The organism is Halorhodospira halochloris (assembly GCF_002356555.2).
Taxonomy (GTDB): domain Bacteria; phylum Pseudomonadota; class Gammaproteobacteria; order Nitrococcales; family Halorhodospiraceae; genus Halorhodospira; species Halorhodospira halochloris.
The window spans coordinates 944,036-955,931 of record NZ_AP017372.2; the positions used below are offsets into that span (position 1 = coordinate 944,036).

Here is an 11,896-nt window from a genome sequence, read left to right on the forward strand (position 1 = left end):
ATGTCCTATATATAGTTGCATGTACCGCACTCCAAATACAACATATAGGGCTTGGGCCTGTTAATTTTCCACAAACGGCATAAGAGCAGCCAGCATATGACTCAGATTCCCACTCTTGTTGTAAAGCGCGACGGCAGTAGTGCCTATTTCTGTGCCGATCTTATCACCGCGGCTATCGGTAAGGCCGGGGCGGCGACGGATGAGTTCGGTGCCATGGAGGCGCAGCGCTTATCCGAGCAGGTGGTTGCCGCGCTGTCGGGTAGTGACCGGCCGGAGGTTGAGCAGATTCAGGATACGGTTGAGAGGGCGCTGTTTGAGGCCGGCTATCTGCGAACCCTGCGGGCGTTTATCGCCTATCGGGAGCAGCATCAGCGGCTGCGGGCCGATCGTAAGACGCTGATCGATGTTGAGCAGTCGGTTAATGAGTATCTCCAGCGGGATGACTGGCGCGTTAATGCCAATGCCAACCAGGGTTACTCGTTAGGTGGGCTGATTTTGAATACCTCCGGCAAGATGACCGCCAATTACTGGCTCAATCATGTCTATCCGCCGGAGGTTGGCGATGCCCACCGCAGTGGTGATATCCATATCCACGATCTTGATCTGCTGGCCGGTTACTGCGCCGGCTGGTCGCTGCGCACCTTTCTTAATGAAGGTCTGAACGGGGTTGCTGGGCGGGTCGAGGCGGGGCCGCCGCGCCATCTCTCCAGTGCCATCGGCCAGATCGTAAACTTCCTCGGCACGATGCAGAACGAGTGGGCCGGGGCGCAGGCCTTCAGCTCCTTCGATACCTATCTGGCGCCCTATGTGCGTAAAGACCGGCTCAGTTACCCCGAGGTCCGGCAGAATATTCAGGAGCTGATCTATAATCTGAATGTCCCCTCACGTTGGGGGTCGCAGTCACCGTTTATCAATCTGACCTTCGATTGGGTCTGCCCGGAGGATCTGCGTGAGCAGGTGCCGCTTATCGCCGGGGAGGAGATGGATTTCACCTACGGCGAGTTGCAGGCCGAGATGGATATGATCAACCGCGCCTATATCGAGGTGATGACCGAGGGTGATGCCAAGGGCAGGGTGTTTACCTTCCCCATCCCGACTTACAACATCACCCCCGATTTTCCCTGGGAGGGCGAGAATGCTGAGCGGTTGATGGAGATGACCGCCAAGTACGGGCTGCCGTACTTTCAGAATTTCGTCAATTCGGATCTCTCGCCGAATATGATCCGCTCGATGTGCTGCCGGCTGCAACTCGATCTGAGTGAGTTGCTCAAGCGTGGCAATGGGCTGTTTGGTTCGGCGGAGCAGACCGGGTCGCTGGGTGTGGTGACGGTCAACTGTGCGCGCCTCGGTTACCTGCACCGCGGCGATGAGGAGGGGCTCTTTGCGGCCCTCGATAGGCTTCTGGAGCTGGGCCGCGATAGCCTGGAGATTAAGCGCAAGGTTATTGACCGCCACATGCAGGCCGGGCTCTTCCCCTATACTCAGCGCTATTTGGGCACGCTGCGCAACCACTTCTCGACCATCGGCGTGAACGGTATCCACGAGCTGCTACGCAATTTCACCGCCGATCGCGATGATCTGACCACGGAGGGAGGGCGTGAATTTGCCCTGCGGTTGCTGGATCATATCCGCGCTCGCCTGAGCGAGTTCCAGGAGCAGACCGGCCATCTCTATAATCTTGAGGCGACGCCGGCCGAGGGGACGACCTACCGCTTTGCCCGAGAAGATCGCAAGCGCTACCCGGACATTCTGCAGGCCGGTACTGCTGAGGCGCCGTACTACACTAACTCCTCGCAGCTGCCGGTCGACTATACCGATGATCCGTTCGAGGAGCTCGAGCTGCAGGAGGCGCTGCAGGGTAAGTACACCGGCGGTACTGTGGTGCATCTCTATATGGGGGAGCGCATCTCCAGTGCCGAGGCGTGTAAGCGCTTGGTACGCCGCGCCCTGGAAGGCTTCCGGGTGCCGTATTTGACTATTACTCCGACCTTTTCGATCTGCCCAACCCACGGCTATCTCAGTGGCGAGCACACCTTCTGCCCGCACTGCGATGAGGCCTTGCGTGCGGCCGGGTACGCTGAGCCGCTTGCTGATGATCTGCGCACACGCTGTGAGGTCTGGACGCGGGTGATGGGTTATCACCGCCCGGTGCAGTCGTGGAATGACGGTAAGCGAGCCGAGCACCGCGAGCGGGCTTTTTTTGAGGAGCGCCGTGTGGTGGCTGAGGCAGAAGTGGCATGAGTGCGCAGGTGCTAAGAGTAGGGGGGATGACCCCCTGCTCGACGGTCGATTTCCCCGATGCCCTGGCGGCGGTGATCTACTGCCAGGGCTGCCCGTGGCGCTGCCACTATTGCCACAATCCGGAGCTGCTGCCAGCGCGCGGGGAGAATCAGCTGGACTGGGCAGATCTGCTAGCGTGGCTGCGCCGCCGTCAGGGTCTGCTCGATGCGGTGGTCTTCTCCGGCGGGGAGCCGACCATGCAGCCGGGGATCGTCGGTGCAGTGAAGGCGGTGCGTAACCTTGGTTTTAAGGTCGGGCTGCACACTGCCGGTAGCTACCCACAGCGGCTACAGGAGGTGCTGGCGTGGGTCGATTGGGTGGCGATGGATATCAAGGGGGAGTGGGCTGATTATCCTGAGGTAACCGGAGTTGCCAATAGCGCTGAGAAAGCCAGGGAGAGTGTAGAGGCGGTGAAGGCGAGTGGTGTGGCGTATGAGTTGAGGGTGTTGGAGGGGGTTGGTTGATTAGGGGCAGGCCTTTGAGATTGCGAGACAGATGTTTGTGCTGATGGCGGCTTATGAGGTGGGGGAGTCGTAGACTTTCATAGAAATAACAGCCTGGTGTGCCTGTCTTGGCGCAGATGGGATGAAGCTAAAGTTGCCAATTAATGTCCGAGACCTCTCGATCTGAACACCAGAATTGATCTTCGCAGCGTAAAAGGGGAGGGGAATTGATCTTGATTTTGCAGATTACAACTAGCAAACTTATTGCAAGTTTTGCGCAGTATGAGCAAGTGATCGGTGACTGCTTCATCTTTTTTGGCTACACATCGAGTTTTCACTGCTGAAGAGTTCGGAGACGCGCTTAATCTGACTTCGAGCAGTCGTGACTCTTTGCTCGCATATTACCGGCAGCGAGGCCGCATTTTAAGGATCCGTCGTGGCCTCTACTGGGTGTTACGCACCGGGGAGACGCCCGAGAGCTGTAGCGTCGATCCTTTCCTCGTTGCAGCAAGGATGACGGAAGATGCTGTCCTTGCATATCACACGGCGTTAGAGTTTCACGCCCGCGCCTATTCCGTTTTTTCCGAATCGCAATACCAGACGGCGCGAGCAGCGCGCGCGGCAACCTTTCGGGGCTGGCGTTTTCGGCCCGTGAGCTTTCCGAAGGCGCTGCAGCAGAGCGCAGAGCCATTCTTTGGGGTGGAAGAGCATGATCGGAGTGGACAGAGCGTACGAGTCACCGGGTTGGAGCGCACACTGGTAGATGCGCTGGATCGTCCCGAGCTATGTGGCGGCTGGGAGGAACTCTGGCGCTCGTTGGAGATGGTGGAGTTCTTCGACTTGGAGCAGGTGGTGGAATATGCACTGCTTCTCAATAAAGCCACCACAGTGGGCAAGGTTGGTTGGTTCCTTGATCTGCATCGGGACAGCTTGATGGTTCAGGAGGATCACTTGCGAATCTTGCGGGAGAGGCGCCCACGGCAACCAACATATATCGCTCGCAGGGATTACGAGAAGACTCGGTTCATCGCCGAATGGAACCTCGTTGTGCCGCAGGCTTTGGTCGAACGGAGTTGGAGCGAAGTGGCATGAGACTGTCAGCGGTTGTTGTTGGCTGCCAAAATCCGTAAAGAATTGGCGGAGCCATTCGATGCCACTTGAATATTATAGATACTTAATAACCTCTGACTTTCTATTTAGTGTGGCCCGTCATGGCTTGATATGCTTGCCCAACAACATCAACCCTAAGCTAATTAAACTAAACCACCAATGCCCGACACCCAGCCCCCAAACATCGCCTGGTACAACAACCGCGCCGCGCAGATTGCCGATCAATATGAGCAGCTCTCTTTTGATCAGGTGCACGGCTGGTTGCGTGATTATTTGCCCAGCGGCGGTGGTGCTTTGGTGCTTGATATAGGTGCTGGATCCGGTCGTGACGCAGCCTGGCTGGCTGAGCAAGGGCATGACGTAGTGGCGGTTGAGCCAGCCGCTGAACTGCGTCAGGAGGCGCAGCGCCGTCATCCTGATGAGCGGATAAGCTGGCTCGGTGATTCACTTCCCGATTTGGCTGCGGTGCATCGCCTGGGCACTTCGTTCGATGTGATTCTGCTAAGTGCGGTTTGGATGCATGTGCCGCCTAAAGTGCGCTCACGCTCTTTCCGTAAGCTGGTAACGCTACTTAAGCCCGGCGGTGTTTTGGCGATCACGCTGCGCTTAGGTGAGCCTGATACCGAGCGTGGCATGCATGCGGTAAGCATAGAGGAACTGCATCAGCTGGCTAGGGAACATGGCGCCTATATAGAGCATAGTAATCACAGCTCTGATGCGCTCGGCAGGGCAGAGGTCTCTTGGGCAGAGGTTGCCATTCGGTTGCATGAAGAGCAATTTAGTGAACAATCCAACTATGGGGTGACACTGCTACAAAAGTGGCTGCCTAGAGCGTCCGCTCCATTTTAGGCTTGGCGCGCAAACCGCATCCAATCCAAGGTGTATCTATGGGGCGCAACCCCTGGGAATATGCCCTGGATGCGAGTCATGGGGCGGGTAACTACTATGCAAGTGACCGGGGTGAGACATATTTATCATATTAGGCGCACGGTGATGGCATATCAAACGATGGCTATTTCGTGCCGGAATGGGCCACGCAGCGCGATTTGGCGGCTCGAACTGCCGCTAGAGTGCTGATGGAGCTGGGTGTCTATCAGATGTTTTCCAAAGAGCCGCCTTATGCTGGCTACTCTGTAGCGGGATAGCCAAACATAACCCTCTCAGCGCACTACATAATAGGAGGGGAGAGCGGCGGTTGAGCGGTAAAGGAGATGCTTGATTGCTCATGTCAATTGGAGAGCCTAAGGGTAGGCGCGGCCTTAGAGTAGGGTGGATCAGAAGGCGGGAGAGCTACTGAAGTTGTCCACAAAAGCTGTGGAAAACTTTGTGGAGAGTTTCCATCTTCCTAATCAGAATGGGCATTTGGCGGGTTTGGATAGTTTTTGTTCAGACAGGCGTTGGGAATATTAAAATCAGTGGGTTATAGCCGTCACACAAGGCATCAAAGTGGAAATTGCGCTTTATCACAGGCTGATTATTGGTCCAAATCGCAAGCATTGAGCCTTGTGCATAACTTGACTGGCTGAGTGGTCTTGACAGGCAAATGTCAAGGGCCAAAAAGCCCTTCATAGGTTGGTCAATACCTGCTCGCAGTCTTAATCCCTTCTCAAACAGGGCCAGATTCAGACCTTATCTTCATATCGACTCGGGCAATTTCAGTCCGCTACGGGCGAGCTGCGAAAAAGGGTAGCTATTTTGCCTGTTAGTTTAGGTAGTACGTCCCAGAATGACCGCTTACCCTTGTTGTGGTTTAATAGTAACGGATACCTCCAATGAGAGATGCTACTTTTGAACAACGAGGCTGGGTCCTATGAGCCACGACCGCTACTCACCGGGCCGAACTATCTTTGAGCAGCTCCAGCAGGTACTGGAGCAGCAGGCGCAGGATGGCGGCTTTGGTTCCCTTGATGAAGCGAGCGATGCCATGCAGGCCCAGCTAGAACAGCCTAATCGCCTTGCCATAGACGACTTCGAGGGGTTGTCCGCGGAGCAGATGCACCAGATCCTCTTCCACCCCTTCGAGAGCGAGCATCATTGACGAGTTGATGAGAATAGGGCGGTGATGTTAAACAAGTCGATGATTGGTGCATTGTTGTCGAAATGGGGTTTCTGTAGCTCCATGATCCTGACTCCCGCAACCCTATTACAGCCACGGGTAAGTAAGGAGGCTCGATGAGCAAGGTTCTTGTTCTCTATTATTCTATGTACGGGCACGTTGAGACCCTCGCCCAGGCGGTCGCAGAGGGTGCGCGCGGGACTGGCGCCGACGTTACCGTCAAGCGGGTGCCGGAGACCATGCCGGAGGATGTGGCACGACAGGCCGGTGCCAAGCTCGATCAGCAGGCCCCGGTGGCAAGCCCGGAAGAGCTCGCTGACTACGACGCGATCATCTTTGGTACGCCGACCCGATTCGGCAATATGGCCGCGCAGATGCGCAACTTTCTCGATCAGACGGGCGCACTCTGGTTCAACGGCAAACTCATTGGCAAAGTCGGTAGCGTCTTCACGTCCACTGGCACCGGCGGGGGCAATGAAACAACAATCACCTCGTTTTGGCACACCCTCGCGCACCATGGCATGGTTATCGTCGGTCTGCCCTATGCGGCGGCTGAGCTGACTGACCTCTCAGTGGTTAAGGGAGGTAGCCCCTACGGTGCCGCCACCATAGCTGGCGGGGATGGCAGCCGGCAGCCGAACGAGCAGGAGCTATCGCTCGCACGTTACCAGGGGCAGCATGTGGCGCAAATCACCCAACGCCTGCACGGATGATTACGGCGGGATGAGCGGCACAAGGGTGTTGCCTTGTATATATGATTGATTTCCCTGCGTTCACTGATAAAGGCACTCGCAAGGCGCGGGCGCTGATGTTCCAGGGTACCAGCTCTGATGTCGGCAAGAGTATGCTGTTGGCTGGCCTTTGTCGAGCCTATTCGCGCAGGGGGCTGAAGGTGCGGCCCTTCAAGGCCCAGAACATGAGCAATAACGCTGCAGTGACCCCCGATAGCGATTTGCCGCCCGGGCCGGACGGCGAGATTCCGCGGGGGGAAATCGGGCGAGCTCAGCAGCTCCAGGCACGGGCCTGCAAGGTTACACCCTCTATTCATATGAATCCTGTTTTGCTCAAGCCGCAGACCACAGCCGGCTCGCAGGTGGTAATGCGTGGGCGGGTGCTGGGTAGTTGGCGCGCTAAGGATTACCATCAGCTAAAACCGCACCTGTTGCCGGCGGTACTTGATAGCTTCGAGCGCACCGCGGCTGATGCGGATCTGGTATTGGTCGAGGGTGCTGGCAGCGGGGCGGAGGTCTATCTGCGCAAGTCCGATATCACCAATATGAAGCTGGCAGAGTTGGCGGATTTGCCTGTAGTGGTTGTTGGTGATATTGATCGGGGTGGAGCACTGGCCGCGATTGTCGGCACCCACGCGCTGCTCAACGAGTCCGAGGATGCCCGGGTAGCTGGTTACATCATTAACAAATTCCGCGGCGATATTTCACTGTTTGAACCAGCTTGTGAGCTAATGACTGAGCGCACCGGCTGGCCTTGGCTAGGGGTTGTGCGCTGGTTTGAAGGCGCCTCACGTTTACCAGCTGAGGATTCGTTGGCTTTGGAGAGGCCCGCCGTTACCGATGGCAGAGGCCTTAAGATCGCCGTCCCGCAACTCTCTCGGGTTGCCAATTTCGATGACCTTGATCCGCTGGCTGCCGAGCCTGGAGTGAGCGTAAGCTGGATTAAGCCTAGCACCCCGATACCGAGCGACACCGATGTGGTCATTTTACCCGGCTCGAAAGCCACTCGCGCCGATCTGGAAGTGATGCGACGCGAGGGTTGGGATATCGATATCCAGGCTCTGGTGCGCCAGGGCGGGCGAGTTGTCGGTCTCTGTGCCGGTTTTCAGATGCTCGGTCGGGTAGTCCGCGACCCACTGGGTATCGAAGGCGAGCCCGGCGAGACCCCTGGACTAGGTTTGCTCGATATAGAAACGGAGATCGGTGGCGAAAAACAGCTACTTGATCTTGATGCCCGGGATCGGTACAGCGACTGTCGGGTCAGCGGCTATGAGATACACATGGGCCGCACCGCGGGTCCAGGGATGAGCCAGCCCTGGCTGTTACTCGACGATGGCAGCAGTCCTCCACGCCCTGAGGGGGCGGTATCATACGCTGGGCGGGTTGCCGGTTGTTACCTGCACGGTATCTTTGGCAGCGATGAGTTCCGCGCTGCTTGGCTGTCTAGTGTCGGCGGGCAAGCTGCCTTATCTGATTATGAGGCAAGTGTGGAGGCTGCTCTAGAAGAGTTGGCCGATCACTGCGAAGCCAACCTGGATCTGGATGCGCTGCTTGAATTAGCCAAATAGTGGGGCTGAGGGGGCACGGGGCCAATTTATCTTTTGGTTGGGGTTATTGATCGAGCATGTTCCCACTCAAAGATAAATTGGTCCCCTTGTTTTTTCTTTACTCTGGCCGCTCCATTGCGGCTCTTAGCAAGGCTGCCGCCCTATAGGCACCGTGGATGAATTTACTATATGGCATGATGATAAAGAGACCCAGCACAGTTCCTAGGTGCAGCGCTAATAGCATGCCCATAGCCGCAGTATCGCGCAGCGCCATCAGCATTAGGCCGGTGCCAGCGCTCGCAAACAGCAGGAGTAGCAGAGTGTAGTCGGCTGGCAGCGTCTCGCGGGCGCTTGGGGCTGGGCCAGCAAATATCTTGAGCCATATCAGACCGGCAGAGCCGAGCAGCATGCATATTCCGCCTATGCCCGGATTATGCAGCACCACCTCTGAACCTAGCCAACTAGGGATTTGCTCACCGGTCACCGAAGCCACTTTGCACTCATGAAGGGGTCATTGCAGCGTACTTCGACCCGTTTGGGGGCTAGTAAGAGCGCAATACCATGCTTTCCGTGAGGTCTTGAGGTGCTTTGAACATAGCAGCCCCCCGCCGGCGTTGCCAGCGGCATTATAGGAGTTTGGTAGTGGGTGCTTCGGCTATCCTGGTAGCGGCTGCATCTTGGTTAGCCGTCCCATCAGGCGGTTCCAGTAGGTCGCAGCCCGTCGCTCGATATCGATCTGGATACACCTAGCGTGAAAACGAACACGCCCAGCTACCTTCAGAAGGCGTTCACGTACCCTTGCAAGGCTCCAGCCGGTGCCGGTCATCCGCTCTACCTCGCCGCGCAACACATGGAGGATCTGGTAGGCAATCACCCGCAGTGATAGCAGCGCCTGCGAGCGGGCGAAGACCTCATCTGGGCTGCGCTTTTGGTGGTGGGTGCTACACGGCAGCGACTCGCCGAGGACGGTCTTTAATTCTCCGAAGTGCCCCTCGGCCTTACCGCGGCGGCGGTAGTGCTCCAAGATGAACTCACCGCTGGCGCGATGTTGGGGCATGTTCGTCACCAGGAAGAAGCAGCGCCGGAACAACTCCTCGGGATGCTCTTGGACGACGATGAGCACGCGGTGTTCGACCGCTCAGGTGCTCGCCTGATGCTCGGTTTCCACTACCCATTCACGCGGCTTGCTCGATGGTCGCCCAGGACCGCGATAACGATGGGGTTCGAAGAGTCGCTCGAGCTGCGGGTTGCTAGGTAGCCGGGCGATAAATTCTATACCCTCAGAGTCGATGGCGTTGAGTGTCTGACCATCGGCAAACCCGGCGTCGATACGCACCCGAATGTGATCGCTCAGGTGCTCCCGGGCTGCTTGCACAAGCTGGGGGATCCAGGTAACTGCCTGCTCCGCGGGGCCGGCGGTGCCTTCGCGCAGCAGCGCCCCGAGGTGATCTCCCGTCTCCGCGCAGGAGGCGAGCAACGGATAGTGCTGACGCTGATGCGTATGGCCGCTGTACGCCGTGCCGCTCTGCTGGCCATGGGCGCGCAGCGGCACGCCATCTATATCTATGGTCAGCGTAGAGCGTTTGTAGCCGCGGTTCTCGGCGCGCAGCCGCCGACCAGCCAATTCGATGATCGCCTCCTGTAGCGCTTTGTGATTCTCTGGCGTGCCCAGCAGCGAGAGTAGACGTGAAAAGCTCGACTGCGAGGCAAGTGAGCGCTCCGCCACCGCCTGGCCGCGCCGATCGCTACCGGTGAGGGCGAACAGCGGATCGCCGCGCAGGTGCTCTGCATCACCCTGATCGCCCCAACCCTGTGCGGTCATTATTAGCGCATCGCGCAAGAGTTCCGAGAGAGGGTGAGTAACCCGCCTAGGATCCCTCGGATCAAGCAGTCGCGAACCCAGGCCCTCAATGAGCCCAGTGTGCTCGATGGCCTCGCGAACCAACACCGCCCCGCAGTCACCGCTGAGATGCGATTCCCGTGATTCGGCGTGTACGGAACGGTTGAAAGATGGTCTGGATAGCGATAACGTTTCACCCATGGCGCAGCGTCCCCTTCTGTTGTCAATGTCTCCATAACACTGATTGTGAAGGGATTCCGGCGCTGCGCCAACCTCTTTTACCTACCGTCGTGCATAATCCGGGGGTAGTTGATCTGTTTTTACCGGAAGACTTCTTCTATGCTATTAGCGGTCAGTATGTTGACTGACCAGTGTTTGATGGTTTCTTCGTCAGCCTTTTCAATTTTCTCTCGATAGGGATCGACCGCCGTCTCCCCGAACTTTTGTTCGAGTTGCCATAAGAGTAACTTGCCTTCTCCTGCCAGCAGTCCTTCGTCTCTACCTTCTTGTCTTGAGCGGCTTACGATTCCGGCCATGATTGCTTCCTCCTCAGGATAGCGTTGCTTGAATATCTCTTTCTCATCGTCATCGAGTTGCGAGTAGTTATCGACAAGATCCGTGTATTTGAGCCGCTTGTTCAGATCCGGCTCCAGAGCATCAAGTCCCTGCAGGGCGTAGGCACGGGCCTCGAGCTTCTCATCACGGCTTTTCCAGTACATAAGCGGCAGGCACAACCGAGCGACGATATTGCTGCTGTCCAGGTGCTGCCGGTAGTGTTCAGCTCCAGCCTGCCAATAGAGATACTGGAAGCTTAAATATGTATGCTCATCGCCGGCAAGATCGAGCCGTGTAGGCACCGGGCGTGCGGAGAGGAAAATGACCACCGGCACAATGCGAGTGGTATCGAGCATCTGCGAAAGATCGGTGCAGTAGTGGATGAGCCGATGGATGTCGAAGCGCTCGGTGTGGGTCTCCTCCTCAAAGGCGAAGGCCAGTGCTTCGCGCTCGCCGTTGGACCACTCGATAAGCAGCGGCGTATCTAGTGCCCGGTAGTGGTGACGCAGCCGCTCCTTGAGCTGCTCCTGACGGACAGGGAGCACGCGTGCGGAGTTATCGATGCGCTCTGCCTCCCGGCTGGCGAAAAAGGATATGGCCTCTCTGGGGTAGTCGACGATGAGGTTCTTAAAATCCTGATCGTAGTCGGGGTTCTGTCGGCTCATTGAGCATCTCTTCTGTGCAGTGTGAATTGAGTAGTTGGTTTAAGTTAATATGAGAGTAACACGGCCTCCACTTGGCACCGATGCCGGCTCTCGAGCAATCCGCCGGAATGAGCGAAGCGGTGCTGGAATTGCCGGATCGATTAGATCCAGCCAGCTCTCCAGTGCTTGCTCCAGCTGCGGGTCCATGATGGCGTAAAGTACGCGGGCATGAAGTTGCTCCCGCATCTCGAAGTCGGATAAATCTCCGAGGGCATCTACACTGGTGTCAAAACGAGTCGCCAAACGCTCATGCATGTAAATATAAGAGCCGTAAAAAAATGGGTCGCCTTCGCATATGACGGCTACGTCCAGGCCGCGCGATAACTGTTCTGCGAGGTGTTCGGCACAGGAGTCGTAAAAGGCCCTCATTTGCTGGTGGTAGCGGGGATCGGTTACCGGTATTTCGGTGGTGAATGGGTAATCCATGCGTATGCGCACCTGTTCGTCACGCAGGTGAGGTTCGACGATGGTCCAGGCGTGGCCGGTCCTGCCTGCCTTGGCAAAGGCAGCAACCACAGGTGCCGCACGCAGCAGGCGCAACCCCTTTAAGGTGATAAGTTCCGGGTCACCGGGGCCGATGCCGATTCCGTAGAGTACTCCGCTCGCCATTAGTTGCTGTCTCTCGTATTG

10 protein-coding genes and 1 pseudogene are annotated in these 11,896 nt (G+C 57.1%); 7 read left to right on the plus strand and 4 right to left on the minus strand.

Features of this window, described 5'->3' with window-relative positions; genetic code table 11:
* Positions 1-96: 96 nt before the first annotated feature.
* From HH1059_RS04415 to HH1059_RS04445, 7 genes are all read left to right on the plus strand, one after another.
* On the plus strand, positions 97-2,241 hold the full coding sequence (locus HH1059_RS04415; RefSeq protein ID WP_096408742.1) for a ribonucleoside triphosphate reductase: 2,145 nt from the start codon (positions 97-99) through the stop codon (positions 2,239-2,241).
* Positions 2,238-2,744, plus strand: a complete 507-nt coding sequence (locus tag HH1059_RS04420; protein ID WP_197710735.1) for an anaerobic ribonucleoside-triphosphate reductase activating protein — start codon at positions 2,238-2,240, stop codon at positions 2,742-2,744. The genes HH1059_RS04415 and HH1059_RS04420 overlap by 4 nt, the downstream gene beginning before the upstream one ends.
* A gap of 276 nt (positions 2,745-3,020) precedes the next feature.
* On the plus strand, positions 3,021-3,815 hold the full coding sequence (locus HH1059_RS04425) for a type IV toxin-antitoxin system AbiEi family antitoxin domain-containing protein (RefSeq protein WP_096408745.1): 795 nt from the start codon (positions 3,021-3,023) through the stop codon (positions 3,813-3,815).
* A 177-nt stretch (positions 3,816-3,992) separates the two neighbouring features.
* Complete coding sequence (locus tag HH1059_RS04430; protein WP_096408746.1) at positions 3,993-4,682, plus strand: class I SAM-dependent methyltransferase; 690 nt, start codon at positions 3,993-3,995, stop codon at positions 4,680-4,682.
* Between the two features lie 961 nt (positions 4,683-5,643).
* Positions 5,644-5,871 carry a hypothetical protein gene (locus HH1059_RS04435; protein WP_096408749.1) on the plus strand — a complete coding sequence of 76 codons (228 nt, stop codon included), beginning with the start codon at positions 5,644-5,646 and terminating at the stop codon, positions 5,869-5,871.
* 134 nt (positions 5,872-6,005) lie between these two features.
* Positions 6,006-6,602, plus strand: coding sequence for an NAD(P)H:quinone oxidoreductase (gene wrbA, locus HH1059_RS04440; RefSeq protein WP_096408751.1), 597 nt, complete (start codon positions 6,006-6,008; stop codon positions 6,600-6,602).
* Positions 6,603-6,643: 41 nt separating this feature from the next.
* On the plus strand, positions 6,644-8,188 hold the full coding sequence (locus tag HH1059_RS04445) for a cobyric acid synthase (protein WP_096408754.1): 1,545 nt from the start codon (positions 6,644-6,646) through the stop codon (positions 8,186-8,188).
* A 97-nt stretch (positions 8,189-8,285) separates the two neighbouring features.
* On the opposite strand, the gene HH1059_RS04450 is transcribed toward HH1059_RS04445, so the two are convergent.
* The 4 genes and pseudogenes from HH1059_RS04450 to HH1059_RS04470 form a co-directional block, all read right to left on the minus strand.
* Positions 8,286-8,651, minus strand: a complete 366-nt coding sequence (locus HH1059_RS04450; RefSeq protein ID WP_231902020.1) for a hypothetical protein — start codon at positions 8,649-8,651, stop codon at positions 8,286-8,288.
* Between the two features lie 171 nt (positions 8,652-8,822).
* Positions 8,823-10,208: pseudogene (locus tag HH1059_RS04460) on the minus strand (IS1380 family transposase).
* A 119-nt stretch (positions 10,209-10,327) separates the two neighbouring features.
* A complete protein-coding gene (locus HH1059_RS04465; RefSeq protein WP_096408761.1) occupies positions 10,328-11,227 on the minus strand; it encodes an RpnC/YadD family protein in 900 nt (299 codons plus the stop codon).
* 39 nt (positions 11,228-11,266) lie between these two features.
* The gene (locus tag HH1059_RS04470) at positions 11,267-11,875 is read right to left on the minus strand and encodes an SAM-dependent methyltransferase (protein ID WP_096408764.1); all 609 of its coding nucleotides are present in this window, start codon (positions 11,873-11,875) and stop codon (positions 11,267-11,269) included.
* Positions 11,876-11,896: the final 21 nt, after the last annotated feature.

Coding starts and splice junctions, on each gene's coding strand:
- wrbA (WP_096408751.1), top strand. CDS start 6,006: ATGAGCAAGGTTCTTGTTCTCTATTATTCTATGTACGGGCACGTTGAG.
- HH1059_RS04465 (WP_096408761.1), bottom strand. CDS start 11,227: ATGAGCCGACAGAACCCCGACTACGATCAGGATTTTAAGAACCTCATC.
- HH1059_RS04470 (WP_096408764.1), bottom strand. CDS start 11,875: ATGGCGAGCGGAGTACTCTACGGAATCGGCATCGGCCCCGGTGACCCG.
- HH1059_RS04445 (WP_096408754.1), top strand. CDS start 6,644: ATGATTGATTTCCCTGCGTTCACTGATAAAGGCACTCGCAAGGCGCGG.
- HH1059_RS04420 (WP_197710735.1), top strand. CDS start 2,238: ATGAGTGCGCAGGTGCTAAGAGTAGGGGGGATGACCCCCTGCTCGACG.
- HH1059_RS04435 (WP_096408749.1), top strand. CDS start 5,644: ATGAGCCACGACCGCTACTCACCGGGCCGAACTATCTTTGAGCAGCTC.
- HH1059_RS04415 (WP_096408742.1), top strand. CDS start 97: ATGACTCAGATTCCCACTCTTGTTGTAAAGCGCGACGGCAGTAGTGCC.
- HH1059_RS04430 (WP_096408746.1), top strand. CDS start 3,993: ATGCCCGACACCCAGCCCCCAAACATCGCCTGGTACAACAACCGCGCC.